The 19,987-nt window shown below is 33.7% G+C and carries 23 protein-coding genes; 12 read left to right on the top strand and 11 right to left on the bottom strand.

Annotated features, from left to right (window positions below):
• The first annotated feature begins 49 nt into the window (after positions 1–49).
• The 4 genes from J2Y38_RS16865 to J2Y38_RS16850 all read left to right on the top strand — a co-directional run bounded on the left by J2Y38_RS16865 (position 50) and on the right by J2Y38_RS16850 (position 6,929).
• Positions 50–979, top strand: a complete 930-nt coding sequence (locus J2Y38_RS16865; protein WP_309844771.1) for a FecR family protein — start codon at positions 50–52, stop codon at positions 977–979.
• A 73-nt stretch (positions 980–1,052) separates the two neighbouring features.
• Complete coding sequence (locus J2Y38_RS16860; protein ID WP_309844768.1) at positions 1,053–4,334, top strand: TonB-dependent receptor; 3,282 nt, start codon at positions 1,053–1,055, stop codon at positions 4,332–4,334.
• A gap of 2 nt (positions 4,335–4,336) precedes the next feature.
• Positions 4,337–6,109, top strand: a complete 1,773-nt coding sequence (locus J2Y38_RS16855; protein ID WP_309844766.1) for a RagB/SusD family nutrient uptake outer membrane protein — start codon at positions 4,337–4,339, stop codon at positions 6,107–6,109.
• Positions 6,110–6,548: 439 nt separating this feature from the next.
• The gene (locus J2Y38_RS16850) at positions 6,549–6,929 is read left to right on the top strand and encodes an STAS/SEC14 domain-containing protein (protein ID WP_053471925.1); all 381 of its coding nucleotides are present in this window, start codon (positions 6,549–6,551) and stop codon (positions 6,927–6,929) included.
• Between the two features lie 113 nt (positions 6,930–7,042).
• On the opposite strand, the gene J2Y38_RS16845 is transcribed toward J2Y38_RS16850, so the two are convergent.
• Genes J2Y38_RS16845 through J2Y38_RS16835 form a run of 3 tightly spaced genes read right to left on the bottom strand, consistent with a single transcriptional unit; the run spans position 7,043 to position 8,191 of the window.
• Positions 7,043–7,264 carry a hypothetical protein gene (locus J2Y38_RS16845; RefSeq protein WP_056198926.1) on the bottom strand — a complete coding sequence of 74 codons (222 nt, stop codon included), beginning with the start codon at positions 7,262–7,264 and terminating at the stop codon, positions 7,043–7,045.
• A gap of 29 nt (positions 7,265–7,293) precedes the next feature.
• Positions 7,294–7,695, bottom strand: a complete 402-nt coding sequence (locus J2Y38_RS16840) for a hypothetical protein (protein ID WP_309844759.1) — start codon at positions 7,693–7,695, stop codon at positions 7,294–7,296.
• 25 nt (positions 7,696–7,720) lie between these two features.
• Positions 7,721–8,191, bottom strand: coding sequence for a hypothetical protein (locus J2Y38_RS16835; protein ID WP_309844756.1), 471 nt, complete (start codon positions 8,189–8,191; stop codon positions 7,721–7,723).
• Between the two features lie 252 nt (positions 8,192–8,443).
• Here J2Y38_RS16835 and J2Y38_RS16830 point away from each other — a divergent pair, with 252 nt between their 5' ends.
• From J2Y38_RS16830 to J2Y38_RS16820, 3 genes are all read left to right on the top strand, one after another.
• Entirely contained in the window at positions 8,444–8,842 is a 399-nt protein-coding gene (locus tag J2Y38_RS16830) for a hypothetical protein (protein ID WP_309844754.1), read from the top strand.
• Between the two features lie 287 nt (positions 8,843–9,129).
• The gene (locus J2Y38_RS16825) at positions 9,130–9,537 is read left to right on the top strand and encodes a TlpA disulfide reductase family protein (RefSeq protein WP_309844752.1); all 408 of its coding nucleotides are present in this window, start codon (positions 9,130–9,132) and stop codon (positions 9,535–9,537) included.
• Between the two features lie 11 nt (positions 9,538–9,548).
• Entirely contained in the window at positions 9,549–10,163 is a 615-nt protein-coding gene (locus tag J2Y38_RS16820) for a thioredoxin family protein (RefSeq protein WP_309844749.1), read from the top strand.
• Positions 10,164–10,213: 50 nt separating this feature from the next.
• Here J2Y38_RS16820 and J2Y38_RS16815 read toward each other — a convergent pair whose 3' ends face one another.
• Both J2Y38_RS16815 and J2Y38_RS16810 read right to left on the bottom strand, forming a co-directional pair.
• On the bottom strand, positions 10,214–10,945 hold the full coding sequence (locus J2Y38_RS16815; protein WP_309844747.1) for an ATP-binding protein: 732 nt from the start codon (positions 10,943–10,945) through the stop codon (positions 10,214–10,216).
• A gap of 30 nt (positions 10,946–10,975) precedes the next feature.
• Entirely contained in the window at positions 10,976–11,707 is a 732-nt protein-coding gene (locus tag J2Y38_RS16810; RefSeq protein ID WP_309844746.1) for a YggS family pyridoxal phosphate-dependent enzyme, read from the bottom strand.
• A 184-nt stretch (positions 11,708–11,891) separates the two neighbouring features.
• On the opposite strand from J2Y38_RS16810, the gene J2Y38_RS16805 reads away from it, so the two are divergent.
• From J2Y38_RS16805 to J2Y38_RS16795, 3 genes are all read left to right on the top strand, one after another.
• The gene (locus J2Y38_RS16805; RefSeq protein ID WP_053471916.1) at positions 11,892–12,119 is read left to right on the top strand and encodes a thioredoxin; all 228 of its coding nucleotides are present in this window, start codon (positions 11,892–11,894) and stop codon (positions 12,117–12,119) included.
• 257 nt (positions 12,120–12,376) lie between these two features.
• On the top strand, positions 12,377–12,640 hold the full coding sequence (locus J2Y38_RS16800) for a DUF2024 family protein (protein ID WP_053471915.1): 264 nt from the start codon (positions 12,377–12,379) through the stop codon (positions 12,638–12,640).
• 72 nt (positions 12,641–12,712) lie between these two features.
• Entirely contained in the window at positions 12,713–13,318 is a 606-nt protein-coding gene (locus J2Y38_RS16795; protein ID WP_309844741.1) for a helix-turn-helix domain-containing protein, read from the top strand.
• On the opposite strand, the gene J2Y38_RS16790 is transcribed toward J2Y38_RS16795, so the two are convergent.
• Positions 13,313–14,725 (bottom strand): PLP-dependent aminotransferase family protein, encoded by a 1,413-nt coding sequence (locus J2Y38_RS16790; RefSeq protein ID WP_309844739.1) that lies wholly within the window; start codon positions 14,723–14,725, stop codon positions 13,313–13,315. The genes J2Y38_RS16795 and J2Y38_RS16790 overlap by 6 nt on opposite strands.
• A 97-nt stretch (positions 14,726–14,822) precedes the next feature.
• Between J2Y38_RS16790 and J2Y38_RS16785 the strand changes: the two genes are divergently transcribed.
• Positions 14,823–15,284 carry a cupin domain-containing protein gene (locus J2Y38_RS16785; protein WP_253789889.1) on the top strand — a complete coding sequence of 154 codons (462 nt, stop codon included), beginning with the start codon at positions 14,823–14,825 and terminating at the stop codon, positions 15,282–15,284.
• 12 nt (positions 15,285–15,296) lie between these two features.
• Positions 15,297–16,181 (top strand): dihydrodipicolinate synthase family protein, encoded by an 885-nt coding sequence (locus tag J2Y38_RS16780; RefSeq protein ID WP_309844734.1) that lies wholly within the window; start codon positions 15,297–15,299, stop codon positions 16,179–16,181.
• Between the two features lie 49 nt (positions 16,182–16,230).
• On the opposite strand, the gene J2Y38_RS16775 is transcribed toward J2Y38_RS16780, so the two are convergent.
• The 5 genes from J2Y38_RS16775 to J2Y38_RS16755 form a co-directional block, all read right to left on the bottom strand.
• Positions 16,231–16,878, bottom strand: coding sequence for a protoglobin domain-containing protein (locus J2Y38_RS16775; RefSeq protein ID WP_309844731.1), 648 nt, complete (start codon positions 16,876–16,878; stop codon positions 16,231–16,233).
• Positions 16,879–16,999: 121 nt separating this feature from the next.
• Complete coding sequence (locus tag J2Y38_RS16770; RefSeq protein ID WP_309844727.1) at positions 17,000–17,566, bottom strand: cysteine hydrolase family protein; 567 nt, start codon at positions 17,564–17,566, stop codon at positions 17,000–17,002.
• A 73-nt stretch (positions 17,567–17,639) separates the two neighbouring features.
• Positions 17,640–18,602 (bottom strand): DJ-1/PfpI family protein, encoded by a 963-nt coding sequence (locus tag J2Y38_RS16765; protein WP_309844725.1) that lies wholly within the window; start codon positions 18,600–18,602, stop codon positions 17,640–17,642.
• 16 nt (positions 18,603–18,618) lie between these two features.
• Positions 18,619–19,512 (bottom strand): dienelactone hydrolase family protein, encoded by an 894-nt coding sequence (locus tag J2Y38_RS16760; protein ID WP_309844722.1) that lies wholly within the window; start codon positions 19,510–19,512, stop codon positions 18,619–18,621.
• A 181-nt stretch (positions 19,513–19,693) separates the two neighbouring features.
• Positions 19,694–19,987, bottom strand: coding sequence for a DUF3861 family protein (locus tag J2Y38_RS16755; RefSeq protein WP_053471908.1), 294 nt, complete (start codon positions 19,985–19,987; stop codon positions 19,694–19,696).

The raw sequence follows: 19,987 nt of genomic DNA, 5'->3' as shown, positions 1-19,987 counted from the left end.
GGATAGTACGATTTTAAACTTTCGGTACTTATAGGTAACAATAAGTATTATGATAAAAAGAATTAAACATAGTTTAGAATATCTTATAGATAAAAGTTCTCGAAATAAAACTTCAGAGGCAGAAGAAAATCTGCTGAATAATTTTGCTTTAAGCGAATACCAAAATTCTAAATGGGATGAATCTTCAATGGGAAATTCTGTTGAAGTTTCTAAAAATATATACGACGGAATTCAACTTCGAATTGTACATAAAAAAGCATTCAATTTTAATCCGTACCTAAAATATATGGCGGCTGCCAGTATTCTTTTTCTTGCTGGTTTAGGTTTTTTCTTTAAGCCTGATTTTGCAAAAGAAAAACAATTATCATTTAAAACGTCATCGAATCCCAAATCTATCAAATTAAGTGACGGCTCGAAAATTTATCTGGCAGCAAACTCATCATTTCAGTATCCTGAAAAATTCGAAGGCGACGAAAGAAAAGTCGTTTTGTTAAAAGGAAATGCATTTTTTGAAATTGCTAAAGACAAAAAACATCCTTTTATAATCACTTCGGGCGAGCTTAAAACGAGAGTTGTGGGAACTTCATTTCACATTCAAATGTCAAAATCTAAATGTGAAGTCATTGTTGTAACCGGAAAAGTAAATGTGACTTCAAAAGGGCAGAGCGTTGATTTAGTTCCAAATGAAGAAGCATTATTCGAATCACAAAAACTGACCAAACAACTGGCTGATAAATCATTTTTGGTCAATTGGTATAATACAGATGTTACTCTGGATCAGACTACACTTAAACACGTAATCACCATTTTACAATATAAATACGGAGTTTCATTTCAATATGATAATGAACAAGTATTAGCAACACCGTTAACGGTATTCATTAAAAAAGACGCAGCATTAGAGAATGTTTTAGAACAAATAAATTATATCACAAACCTAAAATTCAAAGTTTATGGCGAAATAGTAAAAGTGGATTAAAAACAAAAAAGCAGTTGCTGAGAACAACTGCCATTAATAATTAAGTATCGTAAAAAAACCAATAACTTAAATCATGTATTTTAAACCTTCTTATTTAAATCTAAAGAGTTTCATCTTTTTAGTACTAGCGTTACTAACCATTCAGAGTGGTTTTAGTAAAACTATTTTAAAAAAATCAAAAGTAGAAAATAAAATAGAAAAAGCTACACTTGTTTCTATTTTTTCAAAATTAAGTCAGAAGACTGACTATAAGTTCAGTTACGGACAAGCTGTAATCGCTGATAACACATCGTATGTTGTAGATTATAGTAAAGAATCGGTTACATCAATTTTGAGTGATCTTTCAAAAAAAGCTAATTTTAATTATAACATCAACGGAAAATTAGTTTTAATTCAGAAAACAGCGGCGGCAAAAGTTTCTAAGTCAGTAGATGCTGAGAAAATTAAAGTAAAAGGAAAAATTGTTGACGAAAACAATGTTCCAATGCCGGGTGTAACGATTTTAGAAGCTACAACTAAAAATGCAGCAGTTAGTAATTTTGACGGAGAATTTGAACTTTCTGTTGAAGAAGGAAAAACGCTGGAAATTGCTTATTTAGGATATAAAACTAAAACAGTTACAGCTCAAAAAGGTTTCATGACTATTCAATTAGAGCCAAACACTTCTGAACTAAGCGAAGTTTTAGTGGTAGGTTACGGAAAACAATCTAAAAAAGACGTTACCGGAGCGGTAACACAATTAGAAGCTGCTAATTTCAAACAAGGAGTTAATGTTTCTGTAGATAATTTAATTCAGGGAAAAGTTGCGGGTGTACGTGTGGTAAACACAAGCGGTGAGCCTGGAGCAGGAGTAAATGTTACGATTCGTGGAGTTGGATCTATCAGAAGCGGTAGTACACCTTTATTTGTTGTTGACGGAATGCCATTGACTAATGATGATGTGAGCCCTTCTGGAAGTAATGTTGGATTTGGTAACTCATCTGCAAAAAATCCATTAAACTTTTTGAATACAAGTGATATCGAATCGATTACGGTTCTTAAAGATGCTTCGGCTGCAGCAATTTATGGCGCAAGAGGATCTAACGGAGTTGTATTGGTTACAACTAAAAAAGGTTCAAAAGGCGAAGGAACCTTGACTGTTGACTCTTATATGGGAGTTTCGACTGTTGCTAACAAATTAGATGTTTTAAGTGCAAGTCAATATAGAGGAGCTATTAAAGATAAAGCATTTGACCATGGTGGAAACACAGACTGGCAAGATGTAATTTACAGAAGTGCTGTTACTAAAAACAATGCGTTGTCTTTTGCAAAACAAACAGAATCAGGAAATTATTATGCATCTGTTGCACAAATGGATCAGGAAGGGGTTATTCGTAACAGTAATTTCAAACGTCTTTCTGGTAGAATCAATGCTGCAGAATCATTTTTAGACAACAAACGTTTAAAAGTAAAAATGAATCTTACTGCAAGTGAAACTAAAGATGATGGTGTTCCTACAAGTGATGATGGTGGTTCAAACGGTCAGCTTATTGTTCATACTTTAATGGCAAACCCAACAAGATCAGTTTTTGATGAAAACGGAAACTACACAAACTTTAACATGAACGCACATTATAATCCTGCTTATTTATTGAGCATTTATGAGGATCAAACGCGTACACTGAGAGTTTTAGGAAATTTTGAAGCGTCTTTAAGAATTATTGACGGATTAGAATATAAATTAAACGTTGGTATCGATCGTTCTACAGCCGAAAGAAATACTACTATTTATCCAAACGTTACAGATTTGAACCCAAAAGGGAAATATGTTCAAAATAATTTAGATTCTAAAAACTCTTTAGTAGAGCATTATTTGACTTATAATCTTGCATTAAACAAACATAAAATTGAAGCTTTAGGTGGTTTCTCATACCAAAAATTTGAAAGATCAGGAACAAGTTTCAGTATTGACGGAATTGCTGCTCAGGGAGTTGGTATAAAACCATCAATTAATCCTGGATTTGCTGGAATTCAATCAGGAACTACAGGTTATGCTCAGGAAAATGAATTACAATCGTATTTTGGTAGATTAAATTATTCTTTTAATGAAAAATACCTTTTAACAGCTTCGATGAGAGCTGACGGTTCGACTCGTTTTGGTGATAATAATAAATACGGTTACTTCCCGTCATTTGCTTTAGGATGGAATATTTCTAAAGAAAGTTTCTTAGAAGATGCAACTGCTATAAATAATTTGAAACTTAGAGCGAGCTGGGGACAAACAGGAAACCAGGAAGTTCAAAACAAATTGACTAAAGCAAGTTATTCATTATCTGGTCCAGACGGATATTATTTATATGATGATTTAAATTTGGTTAACGGAGTTTCTGTAACCAGAACTGCAAATCCTGATTTGAAATGGGAAGTTGTTACACAATACAATTTAGGTTTAGATTTCAGCTTATGGAATGATAAATTGTACGGAACTCTTGACTATTTCAACAAAACAACTACCGATGCGATCTTAAACGTTCCTTCAAGCCCTTTAAAACCAACAACAACGGTATGGACAAATATTGACGGGAAAATTGTGAACAAAGGTTTTGAAATCATGTTAGGTTCAAAAATTATTGATACTAAAGATTTTAGCTGGAATGTTGATGCAAACGGAGCAACATTAAATAATAAAATTGAGGACTTACCGGTTTCAGAAATCTTAACAGGAACTATTTCAGGACCTGGACAATCTGGGGTAAATGCAAACATTTACAAAAGTGGTTATGCAGCAGGTTCATTTTATTTGTTACAACATGTTGGTTTTGATGATAAAGGCGGAAACATCTTTAAAGATCAAAACGGAGACGGTAAAATTGATAACAGCGACAGAATTATTATCGAAGGAGCTTTACCAACTTTTTACTATGGATTTAATAGTGACATGAGATATAAAAACTTTAGTTTTTCATTCTCAATCATTGGGCAGACAGGAGGTTACTTGTTGAATAATACAGGATTGAACGCATTAAATATTAACAACCTTGCTTCTGACAGAAACGTTGCTACAGGTTATTATGAGTCTGGTGCAAATCCAACAAACTCACCAATTTTATCTACACTTTTCTTAGAAAAGTCTGATTTTATTAGATTGAATACAGCTCGTATTGGTTACAATTTTGATTTAAAAGGTCAAAACTGGATCAACGGATTAACACTTTATGTAACAGGAAATAACCTGATCACAATTACAAACTATACAGGATATGATCCGTTAATCAACAGTCCAAAATCAAACGGAGGAAATCAATCTATAGGTATTGATTACGCTGCTTACCCAACTTCGAGAACATTCAGTTTTGGAGCAACTTTAAAACTATAAACATGAAAACAAAGACATTTTTTAGCATAAAAATTATAACAATATTCTCTTTTATTTTTCTATTAAACAGCTGTACAGATCTTAATGAAGCTGTATTAGATGAAAAATTAGGAACAGATGCTACAGACCCTGCAGGTTCACTTGCTGCAGCATATGACAGACTTGGAGACGGAACTTTTACAGATCATGGAGCCGTTTTTGCAATGCAGGAATATACTACAGATGAGGCTATTTTACCAACTCGTGGAAGTGACTGGGGAGATGGTGGAAAATGGAGAGATATGCATGAATTTACATGGAGTTCAAGTAATGCTATTATAGTGGATAACTGGAATTTATTGACAAATGGAATTACACGTTCTTTAACTGCAATTAAATCATCTGAAGAAAATACTTTTCCTGAAAAGAAATTATTTTTAGCAGAATCAAAAGCTCTTTTAGCGTATTATACCTATACTACATTAGATCTTTATGGACAAGCTCCATTTAGAGATCCGTTGAATGTAGATGCACCGATACAAATCTTAAAAGCAGATACTCAAATTGACCAATTAATCAAAGATGTTGAGGCGATATTACCTGATTTGGCTGATATTGGAACTCAAAGAACTTACCACGGAAGATTTACTAAACAAGCGGGTTATGCTTTTTTAGCAACAATGTATTTAAATCGTGCGACGTTTAAAGATCGTTACAATGCTTCATCAAATTTCAATTTTAATGAGCCGGCAGTATCAGGTACAGGAACAGACATGGACCGCGTTATTTATTACACTTCATTATTGATTGATTCAGGGAAATTTAGTTTAGAAAGCGACTTTTTCAAAAACTTTGCTAGAGATAACGATAATGGTAAAGAGCTTATTTTCGCGATTTCTCAAAAGATAGATTATATCCGTAACGGATCTAACAGTTTTGCTTATGTATGTATGGAGCGTAACCAGAGAACATCTGCTTTAAACAGAGGTACAAATGCAGCATGTACAACTCCAGAATTTTACGCTAGCTGGGATGGAAACCACGATGATCCAAGATTTGAGCAGCATTACCAATATGCTGATGGTACATGGTTTATGAATGATGGTACAGATGTAAGTGTTCCTGCAACAGATATTGTTCCTAAAAGCAGTCCTGCTACTCCGTGGTTCCATTTTAACAGAGGTATTCAGGCGGGGCCTCAATATGGTCCTGTATTATTGACTTCTGCATCTTTCCAAATGATAGGTAACCGTATTAAAGTTTCTCCATTAGTTATGGAAAAAAGTACTACTACGAGAATGGATTTTACACCTTCATTAACGTTTGCAGATCCTACTAAATCTGTTTTTGCTCAAAATGAAATCAATCAGGGAGCTCGTGTATTTAAATATGAATTTGACCCGGAAGGAGGAAACGGAAACAGTAATGTTGATATCCCTTTATTCCGTTTAGGAGGAATGTATGCTATGAGAGCTGAAGCATATTTTAGAAAAGGAGCTGCAGGTTTAGCAACAGATGATTTAAATAAATTGCGTACCAGCAGAAAAAGAGAATCATTATATGCAAATGCTCCTGGAAAATTGCTTACTGCTACTGTAGATGCAGCACAATTATATAAAGAATTAGGTTTCGAATTATACTGGGAATTACAAAGAAGACCAGAAAGCATCCGTTTTGGAAAATTTGATTTAGCCGGAACTGCAAAAGCAGCTACTCAGCCCTTCAGAAGATATTTTCCAATTCCACAAACAGTTATCGACCAAAAACTGTTTAAACAAAACCAAGGATACAATTAAGAGTTTGTGTTAGTTTATTTTTTATTTTTTTTGAAAAAAGCCTGCCTTCGAAAGAAGCAGGTTTTTTCTTTTTAAGGGACAAAGGTTCAGAGGTGCAAAGTGACAAAGGTTTTTTATTGCAACGGGTTATATTAAATCGACAAAGATTTTCCGTAGAGACGCACAGCAGTGCGTCTAACATCGCGTGAGACAACACATGTTTATTGGAATGGAATATTGGACGTTAGACGCACTGCTGTGCGTCTCTACAGAAAAACCTTTGTCACTTTGCACCTCTGAACCTTTGTCCCTTCAAAAAAACCTTTAAAATATATAATAAACAATTAAGAAAAATGTAAGATTTAACTGTTTGAAAATGAGTAAATTTGAGGAGCATTTGGTGTTATACATCAAAATCATAAAACAACTATTTAAATAACTCAAAAAAGTGTAAAAAATCATGATACATCAAATTGACACTACCGATAACATTGTTGCCTTTAGAGCATTGGCAGAAGTAACAAAAGAAGATTTTTTAACAGCTGTGGTTCCAGCAGTAGAACATTTGGTAAAGCAAACTAACGAAATCAATTTTTTATTAGTACTCGATACTGATATTAAAAATTTTACAGCAGGAGCGTGGCTTCAGGATGCACTTTTAGGATTAAAACATTTAGGAAAATGGAATAGAGCAGCCATCGTAACAGATTCTGAAGACATAATCTCTTTCACAAACGGATTTAGTTATGTAGTTCCGGGAGAGTTCCACGGATTTAAAAAAGAAGCTTTCAACAAAGCCTTAAATTGGGTTGAAGGAAATATAAATTTGCCGGCTAATTAATTGTCAATTATAGCTTCAGCAAATAAAAATAAAAACATGACATTAATAGAAAATGCCCGTTAGGTATAAAATCTTAACGGGCATTTTCGCAATTAGCAAACGTTTTTCTTTTATTACTTTGCTACTTTTTTATAAACCGCTGCAGACAATAATGGCAGTGCAAGACTTCCAACAATTGCGGCAGCTTTATTGTGTCCTGTTTTCTTTAAAACGGCTCCAATCAAAATAGAACCAATTCCGGCAGCAGCCAGCTGTTTTACAGAAAGATTAGCAGTATTATTTTCGATAGGTTTTATTCCGTGCAATAATGGGTCAATGAATTGTAAATTTTCCATGATTTTTATTTATTTAATTATACGTGTTTCTATTTGTTACTATTTTTTTCGATATCAGTTTCAGTCTCAATTTTTTCAATTTCCACTTTTTCTTTTTTTATAGCTTGTCGAAGAAGGGCAAAAAGGCTCATATAGATATTTGCTATAAACACCAGCGAAAATCCGGCCAAAATGTAGCCGCGCCAGTCGTTTAACAAAAGTTTATAATCTGTAAAAAATAAAAACCCAATTGTAACGTAATGACTAAAGCAATATTCGCAGGTAAAAAGATAAAAGAACTTTCTAGTGAGTAAAAACTTCTCATTTAGAGAACGTTTTACACACCATTCGTGAGGTTCTCTAAAAATTTCTTCGTGCGTTACAGTCCAGCTGATGCAGGCTATTGGAACAGCCAGAATAAACAGCCAGAAAACTTGAGTTGCTATAGTCATAAAGTGATAATGCTTTAACTAGTTTTTATTCTCTCGGATGATTTTCAGGATAATGTTCAGCGTCAAAATCATCTAACTCTTCATCTTTGTCTAAATCATCTTCATAATTTGATTCCGGATCATACTCATCATCAAAATCATTTTCTTCGTCATCATTTGTAACGGCATCATCTTCATTTATAATTCTTTCCTCATTCGGAATATTTTCAGAATTTACATTCGGATTTTTTTCGAAATCCTGTTCGTGTTGTTTCAAATCTTCAATAAATTCTTCCTGATATTGATACGGATCTTCATCTCTGGCATAATTGTCATTATCAACCAGTGTATTTTGCTCTATAACATCGGGATCGCTTTCGCCAAATTCCCAATTATCTTCTTTCTTTAAACCCTGTTTGTATTGATCTTCATTAGAATACGTCCCATCTACAAGCGTATTTTGATCTATAAAATCGGGATCAGTATGACCGTAGTCATAGTTGTTTTGCTTTTCCATGGCTCTACGTTTTAAAAGTTGTGTTTTACAAAGTTAGCAAGCGTGTAGACGGAATGTTTTACAGGAAAATAAATTATAGTTGCATAATTAACAGTTGGTTATAATTTATGTATATAGTTTTTCTCTTTGCGTTTTTTTTATTTCATTAAATTTGACCTATTGTAACACATTAAAACTTTTTGAAGGAAATAAAATACTATTGACAATCCTAAATTTACTTAGGATTACTATATAATTAAAGAATAAAAGAATATGAAAAAGCTATTTTTAATTTTACTGTTTTTATTGCAAATCTCTGCAGTCTTTGCACAGAATCAGGTTGTTGAACCTTCATCAAAAAAAATTATCGGAACATGGTATAATGATGCTAACCGAAATGCAAAATGGATATTTGGTTCAGATGGAAAGCTTTATAATTACGATAAAGATGTTTTCAAAGTTATGTTTCGCTATACTATTTCACATAGCTGTCAAAATAATTCAGATGATAATACCGAATTTATAACTTTAATGGATAAAGACGGAAATGAATTTTGTTTTAAAATAATTGCCATAAATGAGAATAAAAATGGGATTTTATCCTTAATTAAAATGGATACAATGCAGCCCCTTCGTTTTGTCAATAATGTAAATATTAAAAGCGGAATGTAATTCCAAACGTTCGTACGGATCGATATAAAAAAATATCTATTTTTTCTACCAAAAAAAATGTTCGCATAGAACATTTTTTTTTGCTTCTAAGAAATAAAACTTTGCGTCTTTGTGCCTTTGCTGCAATTTTTTTCCGCATTAAATTTTCATTAACAAAAAGTAAGATTTCATTAGTTTATATTTGTAAGGCACAAATTAACCCTAAAGCGTTGTACCTCATGAAAATCAAGTTTTTTTTCTATATATTTCTATTTAGTATTTTTTCAATTTCAGCTTATAGCCAGAACGTGAAGCTGCTAAACATCAATCAGCTTAATGAAAGAATCAAAAACGGAAAAGACAGTACTTATGTAGTCAATTTTTGGGCAACCTGGTGCGCACCCTGCATTAAAGAACTGCCGCACTTCGAAAAACTCAGCGCAGAACACAAATCAGAAAAATTGGCCGTTTTATTAGTAAGCCTTGATTTTAAATCAAAATTAAGCTCGAGCGTCGTTCCGTTTGTAAAAAGAAAAAACCTGAAAAATGAAGTGTTTCTTTTAAACGAAAGCAGTCCGCAGGAATTTATTGACCGAATCGATCCAAGCTGGTCTGGAAGCATTCCCGCAACACTTTTTATCAAAGATGATAAACGAAAATTTGTTGAAAGTGAATTTACCTATGAACAATTATTAACTGAATATAAAAAACTGTAAACCCGTAAACCATGAAAAAAATAATTCTATTATTCGCATTGGCACTTTCTGCCTTTCTATCGCAGGCACAAACTGGAACAACTCTTAAAGCCGGAGATACTGCACCGGATTTTAAGCTGAAAAATGTAGACAATAAAGAAGTTTCTTTTGGAAGTTTTCCAAATGCAAAAGGTTATATCGTTGTTTTTACTTGTAATACATGTCCTTACGCTGTAGGTTACGAGCAAAGAATCATTGATTTAGATAAAAAATTCAAATCACAAGGATATCCGGTAATTGCCATTAATCCAAACGATCCGGAAGCTTCAACAGCAGATACTTTCAACAAAATGCAAGATTTGGCAAAAGAGAAAAAATACCCTTTCCCATATTTATTTGATGCAGGACAAAAAATTACTGACGAATACGGAGCAAAACGTACACCTCACATTTTTATTGTTTCTAAAACTGCAAAAGGAAACGTAGTAGAATATGTTGGAGCAATTGACAACGATCCGGAAGGAACAAAAGCAGAAAAAGTAAAATATGCCGAAGATGTAATTGCATCTTTAAAAAGCGGTCAAAAACCAGCTGTAACACAGACTAAAGAAATTGGCTGTACAGTAAAAAGAAAAGCAAAAGCTTAATTATCAGAATTTAATTTGTTTAAAAAACGCCTCAATATTGAGGCGTTTTTTTATGAAATAGTTTCGCTGAGTTTTTGTTCTTTCAATTCTAATTCAGCAATAATTTGTCTTTTCATTATCGTTTGAATATAATCTTTTGCTTCTGCATAAGAAATATCATATTTACGTGGAATATCCTGAAAATGAGCCGGAAAATCAGCCAGTAATTTATCGTAATAAATATCTAGTTCTTTTTTGTTTGGCATTTCAAACTTTAGCTTAATTTGAAATCTTCGAAGCAAAGCTGTATCAATACTGTTGTAAAAATTCGTGGCACAAATCAATAAACTATCCGTAGGTAAATAATCAATTAACTGAATTATCGTATTTACCAAACGTCGCATTTCGGCAACATCTTTATCGTCGCTTTCACGGCTTTTTCCAATTTGATCAAATTCATCTAGAAACAAAACCGCTTTTTCGCGAATTGCTTTGTCAAAAATCGCTTTTACATTTTTAGAAGTTTCACCAATTTTAGCATTGATTAAAGTACTCAGGTTTATAATAACAATGCTTTTATTTAAAGCCGTTGCAATAGCTTTTGCTGTTGTCGTTTTCCCGCAGCCCGAATGTCCGTGAAGCAGAATTTTATTGTCAACTTTAAGATTGTATTTTTTTAATTCCTCGATGTATTTATGCTCTTTTATGGTTTGAAGTAAAGCAGATTTATTCTCTTCGCTGAAAAGCAGATCGTCCAGCGCAATTTTTTCAGTATCGGTTACAACCAGTTCGTACAGATTCATTTGAGATTTTATTTGGTGCAAAATTAGACTTTATTCTGCAATATTTTCATTCCAGATTTCTTTCCCTAAAAAACGGTTTCCAAAAATAGAAGTTCCAATTCTCACCATGTTGGAACCTTCGGCAATAGCCAATTCTAAATCCTGAGACATTCCCATAGAAAGTTTTAAATTCGTTATTCCATCTATTTTTGCATCGTAAATTTCATCTCTTATTTCTCTCAGTAAACGTAGCGATGGACGCATTTTTTCTTTCTCAACATCTAATAAACCAATCGTCATTAATCCTTTGATTTTTAAAGTATCATATTTCCTGATTTCTTTTATAAAGGAAATAACATCTGAAGGAGTCAATCCAAATTTACTTTCTTCAAAAGAGGTATTTACCTGAATAAAAACATCAAGATTTCTATTTTCTTTTTGAAGTTGTTTGTGTAATTCTTCTGCCAGACTTAATCGGTCAAGAGATTGAATACAACTTACATATTTCAAAACATCTTTGACTTTATTGGTTTGCAGATGACCAATAAAATGGCGTTCGATTTTTAAATCTTTTAATTCAGAATCCTTATCTCGAAATTCCTGCATTTTATTTTCACCAATCAGGTTTTCTCCGGCTTCGATTGCAATTCGTATTCTCTCGGCAGGAACAGTTTTCGTTGCCAGTAATAATTGCACATCAGAAACATTTCTTCCAGAAAGTTTACAGGCATTTTCGATACGATCGTGAACCTGTTTCAAATTAAAAATAATATCCTCTTTCATACTCACAAAGGTATCGCAATCGTGGAATGTAAAAAAGATCCAGTTTTTTCTATATAAACTAGTCCAGATTATTTGAAGAACCAGACCAGAAAATGCTCAGAAATGACAAAACTGGATTATTTAATGGTTAGGTGTCCTGCCTAATTTTGTCTCGGCAATAAAGTCAAATTAAAATCAAATCAAAATGAGTAAATCAATTTTTTATCATGCAGGTTGTCCAGTTTGCGTAAGCGCAGAACACGACATTTTAAATTTAGTAAAGGATGTTGAAGTTGTAAACATCGGAGAAGACAGATCTAGAATTGCTGAAGCTCAAAAGGCTGGTATAAAATCAGTTCCGGCTTTGGTAACGCCAAACGGAAATGTATTGCACATTAATTTTGGTGCTTCTATGGAAGAAGTGATTGGGTAAATATAAACGCCTCTTTGGAGTTTCTTCGAAGAGGTTTTATAAACTTTAATTTGAAAAAAAGATTTAATTTTTAACACATAGAGACATAGTTTTTGAAAACGTAGTAAAGGCGTTTCACTTGTTTAAACAAATCCCGAAGCTTCGGGACTATGTGTTAGAAACTAGTTTCTTTTTGTACTCTTTTAAAAAAGCAAAAAAAATCTATGTTTCTATGTGTTTAAAAATAACAACATAACAACTAAAAAAATAAAAATAAGATGAAAGTAGCAGTATGGGATACTTATGTAACCCGAAAAGACGGTAAAATAATGCATTTTGATATTTTGGTAGATGAAAATACAGATGATGCAAATCAGGTTTTTGAATATGGTAAAGCATACCTTAAAACAGTTTTGCAGGAAGGTCAGCCTTTGACCTCAAAAGAATGCAGATTTTGTCATATCGACAAAGCACCTGCAGATATCGAAAATCAAATCCTTAAAGACGGTTTTTCGATTATTGAAATGGAAAACTGTTATTAATTTTTCGTTTAGAATTATTAATTCGTAGACTGAAAGTGTGGGGGCTTTCAGTCTATTTTATTTGTTATAATTATGAAAAATATCTTCGATTTAGAAACACAAAACAATAGTTTAGACGGAAAAATTACGGCAGGATTTGAACGCTTATCGCAGGTTTTCAGGGTTTTGTTGTGGGAAAAAGCCAAGAAATACGATTTGAGTCCGATACAGATTCAGGTTTTGATATTTATAAAACACCACACAAAAAACAAAGCAACCGTAAGTTATCTGGCAAAAGAATTCCATTTGACAAAAGCTACAATTAGTGATACGATTAAGATTTTGGAACAAAAAGGATACATTACAAAAGTTGCCAATGTCAGCGATTCCAGAAGTTCTACAATCGAACTCACGGCAAAAGGTTTAGAAATGGTTTTGGTAACCGAAGATTTTACAAATCCTTTATTTGATTTGGTAAAAATAGTACCCGAAAAGGAGAAATTGGTTTTATGGAAAAATCTCAGTTCTGTAATTGAGCAATTACATATTTTACAAGTTATAAATGTTCAGAGTACGTGTCATAATTGCGGTTATTTTGTACAGCAAAATGAAAATAAGTATTGCCGATTAATGGAAATTAAATTAGAAACAAAAGACATCAGATTAGATTGTAGCGATCACAAACCAGTTCGGTTATAAATATTTTGAAATTGCTTTAATTCCTTCTTCCATTTGTTCTTCTGTAAGGGATGCATATCCTAATCTAAACCCGTTTACTGGACTACCAAAACTGAATTTTTCCGGAGTCATTAATTTGATTCCTTTAGAAAGCAATTCGGTACAAACTTTTTGGGTATCAACAATTTTATTTGGAACAATCCAAAATGCCAGACCGCCTTCGGGTTTTATAAAAGTAATTTTGTCTTTTAAATGAAGTTTGCAAAGACTTTCAAAATGATCTCTTTTGGCTTTGTAAATCAGGTTTGTTTTTTTGAGATGTCTCTTAATTTTCCCTTCATTGATAAGATGCAGAACCGCTTCTTCCATAATATTATCGCCCTGAACATCAATTATTCTGCGGTGATTCGCTATTTTTTCAATGTTTTGAGAAGAACTTGCAACGTAACCAATTCGCAGCGCCGGAGCCACAATTTTGCTCAAAGTTCCAATGTAAATAAAGTTTTTGGCATTGCTGTAACTCGAAATTGGCAGAATTGGGCGTTGTCCGAAATGAAATTCATTATCGTAATCATCTTCAATAATCGTAAATCCGTATTGATTAGAAAGTTCAATAAGTTTTAATCTTTTCTTCAAACTCATCGTAACCGTAGTTGGAAACTGGTGATGCGGCGTTACATAAATCGCTTTTACAGAAGCATGTTTTTTAAGATGATTTTCGACTTCTTCTAAATCTAAACCATCTTTAGTAACATTAACCGGAAGCAGATTCGCACCGGCATTTTCAAAAGCTTCCCACGCAGGTTTATAACCTGGATTTTCTATTATCACATAATCTCCTTTTGATAACAAACAATGCGCCGCCAGATACATCGCCATTTGACTGCCGCGCGTAATGCAGATTTCATCCAAAGAAACATTCATTCCGCGTTTAAAATTCAGCATTTGTACAATCGCTTTTCGAAATTCTATATTTCCAAGTTCATTGCTGTAACCCATAATCTGCCAGCGTGATTTTCTGTTGAAAATTTCGCGATAAGCACGAGCCAGATCGTTCATAGGAGCGAGGCGGCTGTCGGGAAGTCCGTCGTCAAAAACAAGATGCGGTTTCTGGTTTTCGACTGCAATATTAACTTGGGTTTCTGCTTTTTTATTTATGCTGATTTCAGGAAGAATATCGGCAATAAAAGTTCCTTTTCGATCCATTGTAATCAGCCATCCTTCGGCAATCAAAACATCTAAAGCTTCAATTACCGTGTTTCGGTTCACATTTAATAGTCCAGCCAGTTGTCGGCTTCCGGGCAAAGCATTTCCGCTGGTCAATTTACCTGATTTTACCGCATTGATAATAGCATCAGCAATTTGCAGGTATAATGCTTTATCTGATTTTTTATCTAAATGAATTTCAAATTGCCATGGTCTTAACATCTGGACTAGTTATTTATATTAAAACTGTGTCATATCGACAGTCCAAAGTTACAATATTTTTGTCATGCAATAATGCAGTAACTAAAATTTAATTACTATGGAAACGAAAGAAAAAAAATTCTCGTCAAAAGATTTTCACCAGACTTATGCAAGACCAAGTTTTGTAATGCCGGATAAATTAATTCACAGAAATGTAGAAAATGCCGGAGAACACAATCAATTTTCTACAGAAAGAAAACATCCTGTATTTTTCGTGGATTTGCCAAGTAAAAATGTAAGTATGACCATTGGCGGACTGCTTCCGGGACAGCTTACAAACCGTCACAGACATACTTATGAAACACTTTTATATGTAATTGAAGGTTCTGGTTATACCGAAATTGAAGATCAAAAAGTAGAATGGAAAGCGGGAGATGCGGTTTATATTCCGGCCTGGACCTGGCATAGACACCAAAATTTGAGCGATACTGAAAATGCAAAATATATCGCAACAGAAAACGCGCCTCAATTGCAAAATTTAGGTGTAGCATTAAGAGAAGAAGAAGGCAGGGATTTATAAAACAGAAACCAGATGAAAAACACACAATTTAAAGGTATTATCGCTTATCCTATTACTCCTTTTGATGAAAATGAAAAGGTTGATATTTCACTTTACAAACAATTACTGGAACGATTAATTGTATCTGGTTCTCACGCCGTTGCTCCGTTAGGGAGCACGGGCGTGATGCCTTATTTAAATGACGAAGAAAAGGAAGCGATTACAGAAGCTACAGTTAATCAGGTAAAAGGAAGAGTTCCAATTTTAGTGGGCGTTTCTAATTTAACTACAGAAAGAACTATTTATCACGCAAAAGCAGCTGAAAAAGCAGGCGCAGATGCTGTTATGATTATCCCGATGAGTTATTGGAAATTAAGCGATGACGAAATCGTAAAACATTATGATGCAGTTGCCAATCAAATTTCGATTCCTATAATGGCGTACAATAATCCGGCAACGGCAGGAGTAGATATGTCTCCGGCATTATTGAAAAGAATTCTTGAAATCCCGAATGTTACCATGATTAAAGAAAGTACGGGCGATGTGCAGCGAATGCATTATTTAAAGAAAGAATTAGGAGAAAATGTAGCGTTTTATAACGGATCAAATCCGCTGGCACTTTCTGCGTTTGCAGCGGGAGCAACGGGCTGGTGTACTGCCGCTCCTAATTTAATTCCGGAATTGAATATTGCTTTGTATAATGCTGTTCAGGAAAATGATTTTCAGGAAGCGCAAAAGTTATTTTACAAACAAATCAATTTATTGCGATTTATTGTAGAAAAAGGACTTCCGAGAGCGATTAAATCAGGATTGCATATTCAGGGAATTGAAGCCGGACATTTAAGAAAACCATTGCAGCCTTTAACTGAAAATGAAATTAATGATCTTCACAATATTTTGAAATTAGTCAGCAATTAAAATTGGAAAGGGATCGTTTATATTTTAAACGATCCCTTTTTTTTTGATTTTAGAATTCTCCTTTTTTCATGTAAGGCTGACCCCAAAGTATACTTTGCATTAAAACACTTTTTACCCAGGCATTATACATTTTATCAACATCGGCAGCACTTGCTCCAGTTTTTGCTAAAAATGGTTTTAACGTCGTTGTAACCGGAATCGTTAAAGCCGGAATATAACGATAATTGATAACAGGCACAGAAGTAACATTATCTGTTTTGTTTTTCTTGGTGGTGTAATGTCTTAAGCCAATTTCATATTGATAATTAAGCCAGTTCTGATCGTATTTTGCTTCGGCTGTTTGAAGAATCCACATTTTAAAACGACCTCTAACTTTTGCCAAATATTCTCCGTCTGGTTTTCCGGTTTTTGTGTTTCCAAAAAAGTAAACCAATTGCGGAGTCGATCCCACAAATCCGTACCAAACATCCAGAATGGCATCGGTTTGACCTTCAAGAATGTCGTGGCTCATTTGTAAATACTTTACATCTTCTTCAGAAAAAAGTAAAGATTGTTCTAAAAGTTTTAATTCTTCAAGTGTAAACGGTGATTTTGCCACTTCTTTAGTTCCGTACGTATAACCGTGCGGTGCTTTTGTTTCCTGCGCTGCCGCCTGCAGGGTAATAACAAGTACTGTTGCTAAAATTGCTTTTTTCATTTTTTTTGATTTTTTTGTTAGGACATTATCGTCATGACAAACTTAGGTAGGCATCCTAACTAAAAAATGATCCAGTTTTTTGATTTATAATGCTAAACTGGTTTAAAAAGCTGTGATTATTTTATACTAATTCCAATAGTTTTTCTGTCGTAATTACTTCTGCAAATTCCTTATGCAGACTGGCTAAAGTAGTTTGATGAATTAATTCTGAATCAAACTTTTCGCCATTTATACCCATTCTGTCAAACGTAGCTGTAGCATCTGCAATTAATAAAGTTTCATAACCATAATTTCCGGACATTCTGGTGGTTGTAGAAACACAATGATTTGTAGTTAAACCCACGATAACAAGATCGGTGATGTTTTGTTTGTCCAATCTTTCTTTTAAATCTGTACCAATAAAAGCGCTGTTTACATTTTTTGTAATTACAGGTTCATTGCCAATTGGTTTCGCTTCCTCTTTAATTTCAAATCCCGGATTAGACGGATGTAATTTTGAATTTGGATGTACAGAGCTGTGCACAATGTGAAAAATGGGTAATTGAAGCATTCTCCATTTTTCAAGAATCTGAGCAATTTTGGTTTCGGCATCTTTATTATTCCGGTTGCCGCCCCAAAAATCTTCTTCATTAAAACCTTTTTGCACATCAATTATGATCAAAGCGGGATTTTTTTCTCTAAGTTTCATTTGTTTATCTATTTGATTAGACTACAAATGTACTTTGGAACTAAATGCAGAAAAAGGACAAACAATAGTCGGTTTAGGACAACAGATTTTTGATGGAAGAACTCAAAGTATCGCTATTTTGATGCAGTACAATTTTTAATTGTTTAGAAGTTTTATAACCGCATAAATGTGCAATATGTTCAATTTTATAATCAGAATTGGCGATAAGACTTTTTGCTTTTTCAATTCTTAATTTGGTGCGGTAATCCGCAATAGTAACTCCGGTTTCTTTCTTGAAAATTCGGGTTAAGTTTCTTGGACTCACAAAAACTAATTCGGCAAGAAATTCAATAGTTGAAGTTTTTTCTAAATTGTAGATAATCCAATCCTGAATGGTATGGATTTTTTCATCGCGATGATTTCGGTATTGTAAATAAACACTTTCCTGTTCTTCGGTTCCGTTTCTTCGTTTATAAACTACGAGTTCTTTGGCTATTTTTGATGCTGTTTCTTTGCCATGTCTTTCTTCAATTAGAAACAAAGCCAAATCAATTCCCGTAACAATTCCGGCACTTGTATAAATGTTTTCAGACTTCGTATAAAGTGTATTTTTTTGTGTTTTTACAAGCGGAAAATCAGTTTTGAGTTTCTCGACAAATTTCCAGTGCGTCGTACATTCTTTATAATCTAAAAGCCCAGATTTAGCCAAAAGAAAAGCTCCGGTACAAACGCTGCAAATTGTAGTTTGATTTTGATTTGCTTTATGCAGCCAGTCAAAAAATATAGGATCATCAGAAATTGAATTTAAAGAGCGCGTGCTAAATCCGGAAATAAAAATAATATCTTCTTTCTGCGGATTAACTTTTGTAAAATGAATTAAGGAAGAAAGTTCTAACCCCGAATTTGAACTTAAAGATGATTGCCCGCTGATAAATATCAGCTGATAATCTAACCCCAAATCGCAAGCTTCCTGAAACACTTCGACAACACCGCTTAAATCAAGTAATGTCACTTGTTTTGGAATATAGAAATAAACCGATGGTTTAGTTTTTGTCATTTTAGAAACTTCTCGTTTATTTTTTCAGTTTTGTTTTAAAAAAATCTATAGTTCTTGTCCACGATAGCGCTGCCGCAGCTTCATCGTATCTTGGCGTTGTATTGTTATGAAAACCGTGATTGACATTTGGATAAAAATAAGCCGTATTTTCGATTTTATTTTTGTTTAAAACTTCCTGAAATGCCGGCCATCCTTCGTTAACGCGTGTGTCTAAACCTGCGTATTGCAATAGGAGCGGAGTCTTTATTTTTTCGGCTTCTTCTTTTGTTGGCTGTCCGCCGTAATACGGAACTGCTGCTTTTAAATCCGGAATTTTTACCGCCATCATATTCGAAATCCATCCGCCAAAGCAAAAACCGACAACGCCAATATATCCGTTGCAATCTGGGTGTGCTTTTAGATATTCATAAGCAGCAATAAAGTCTTCGAGCATTTCTTCTCGGGTACGTTTCTTTTGCAATTCACGACCGTCATCATCATTTCCGGGATAACCGCCTAAAGGCGACAAAGCATCGGGCGCAAGAGTAATAAAACCTTCAACGGCAGCTCTTCTTCCCACATCTTCAATATACGGATTAAGTCCGCGGTTTTCGTGAACTACAATTATTCCGGGTAATTTCTTTTTTGAATCTGCAGGCTGAGATAAAAGACCTTTTATAGAACCGCCGCCTTTTGGAGAATTGTAGTTGATATAACCCGTTTTTAATCTTGGATCTGTTGGCGGAACTAAAATACTGTCGACATAATTGGGCGTCATAAAACTTAAAAGTGACGGAAGTGTAAGCGAACCAACCGCAAATATGGAAAGTTTTTCTACAAATTGTCTTCGGTTAATTTTATTATGTGCGTAGTCATCATATAAATCAAATACTTCCTGACTGATATCTTCTTTGGTTATTTTGTTATCCATGATCTTGGTTTTTTGGGATAACTAAATTAGGGAATAAAAAGGAAATAAGTGAATAGTAATTAGTGAATAGTAATTAGTGAATAGTAAATAGTGAATAGTAAATAGTAAATAGTAAATAGTAAATAGTAAGTAGTAAATAGTTTAGTAAGATAGACTGAAAACTGCGACTGTAAACTTGCGCTTAAAGACTTTTCAACTTCTTCATGAAAACTGGAAACACTTCATTCAATTCATCAAACAAAGGATTATTTCTATGTTTTAATTTTATTTCGCTGAACAATTTTAATCCAAGTGCAAATTGCGTGGCTTCGTGCGGATTTTCGAATATATTCTTGTCTTTTATCTTTTGTATAATTCCAAATATTTCGTCGTGATTATCAAATTCTATTCCTAATTCTTTTGCAGGGTGCGTGTCGCCGTTGGCGTATTCTTTCAGGCTTAAGGTTAGATAATATTTGTTGGATCTTTTTTGCAT

Source organism: Flavobacterium sp. 2755 (assembly GCF_031455715.1).
GTDB lineage: Bacteria > Bacteroidota > Bacteroidia > Flavobacteriales > Flavobacteriaceae > Flavobacterium.
The sequence above is the reverse complement of the archived record's forward strand: the minus strand, read 5'-3'. Positions and strand labels throughout refer to the sequence as shown.

What these genes read in the sequence shown, in the direction of transcription:
- J2Y38_RS16770 (WP_309844727.1), bottom strand. Translation starts at nt 17,566, where the DNA reads ATGAAACTTAGAGAAAAAAATCCCGCTTTGATCATAATTGATGTGCAA.
- J2Y38_RS16810 (WP_309844746.1), bottom strand. Translation starts at nt 11,707, where the DNA reads ATGAAAGAGGATATTATTTTTAATTTGAAACAGGTTCACGATCGTATC.
- J2Y38_RS16765 (WP_309844725.1), bottom strand. Translation starts at nt 18,602, where the DNA reads ATGACAAAAACTAAACCATCGGTTTATTTCTATATTCCAAAACAAGTG.
- J2Y38_RS16835 (WP_309844756.1), bottom strand. Translation starts at nt 8,191, where the DNA reads ATGGAAAAGCAAAACAACTATGACTACGGTCATACTGATCCCGATTTT.
- J2Y38_RS16805 (WP_053471916.1), top strand. Translation starts at nt 11,892, where the DNA reads ATGAGTAAATCAATTTTTTATCATGCAGGTTGTCCAGTTTGCGTAAGC.
- J2Y38_RS16840 (WP_309844759.1), bottom strand. Translation starts at nt 7,695, where the DNA reads ATGACTATAGCAACTCAAGTTTTCTGGCTGTTTATTCTGGCTGTTCCA.
- J2Y38_RS16865 (WP_309844771.1), top strand. Translation starts at nt 50, where the DNA reads ATGATAAAAAGAATTAAACATAGTTTAGAATATCTTATAGATAAAAGT.
- J2Y38_RS16790 (WP_309844739.1), bottom strand. Translation starts at nt 14,725, where the DNA reads ATGTTAAGACCATGGCAATTTGAAATTCATTTAGATAAAAAATCAGAT.
- J2Y38_RS16755 (WP_053471908.1), bottom strand. Translation starts at nt 19,987, where the DNA reads ATGCAAAAAAGATCCAACAAATATTATCTAACCTTAAGCCTGAAAGAA.
- J2Y38_RS16785 (WP_253789889.1), top strand. Translation starts at nt 14,823, where the DNA reads ATGGAAACGAAAGAAAAAAAATTCTCGTCAAAAGATTTTCACCAGACT.
- J2Y38_RS16860 (WP_309844768.1), top strand. Translation starts at nt 1,053, where the DNA reads ATGTATTTTAAACCTTCTTATTTAAATCTAAAGAGTTTCATCTTTTTA.
- J2Y38_RS16780 (WP_309844734.1), top strand. Translation starts at nt 15,297, where the DNA reads ATGAAAAACACACAATTTAAAGGTATTATCGCTTATCCTATTACTCCT.
- J2Y38_RS16760 (WP_309844722.1), bottom strand. Translation starts at nt 19,512, where the DNA reads ATGGATAACAAAATAACCAAAGAAGATATCAGTCAGGAAGTATTTGAT.
- J2Y38_RS16845 (WP_056198926.1), bottom strand. Translation starts at nt 7,264, where the DNA reads ATGGAAAATTTACAATTCATTGACCCATTATTGCACGGAATAAAACCT.
- J2Y38_RS16855 (WP_309844766.1), top strand. Translation starts at nt 4,337, where the DNA reads ATGAAAACAAAGACATTTTTTAGCATAAAAATTATAACAATATTCTCT.
- J2Y38_RS16815 (WP_309844747.1), bottom strand. Translation starts at nt 10,945, where the DNA reads ATGAATCTGTACGAACTGGTTGTAACCGATACTGAAAAAATTGCGCTG.
- J2Y38_RS16795 (WP_309844741.1), top strand. Translation starts at nt 12,713, where the DNA reads ATGAAAAATATCTTCGATTTAGAAACACAAAACAATAGTTTAGACGGA.
- J2Y38_RS16830 (WP_309844754.1), top strand. Translation starts at nt 8,444, where the DNA reads ATGAAAAAGCTATTTTTAATTTTACTGTTTTTATTGCAAATCTCTGCA.
- J2Y38_RS16820 (WP_309844749.1), top strand. Translation starts at nt 9,549, where the DNA reads ATGAAAAAAATAATTCTATTATTCGCATTGGCACTTTCTGCCTTTCTA.
- J2Y38_RS16850 (WP_053471925.1), top strand. Translation starts at nt 6,549, where the DNA reads ATGATACATCAAATTGACACTACCGATAACATTGTTGCCTTTAGAGCA.
- J2Y38_RS16775 (WP_309844731.1), bottom strand. Translation starts at nt 16,878, where the DNA reads ATGAAAAAAGCAATTTTAGCAACAGTACTTGTTATTACCCTGCAGGCG.
- J2Y38_RS16800 (WP_053471915.1), top strand. Translation starts at nt 12,377, where the DNA reads ATGAAAGTAGCAGTATGGGATACTTATGTAACCCGAAAAGACGGTAAA.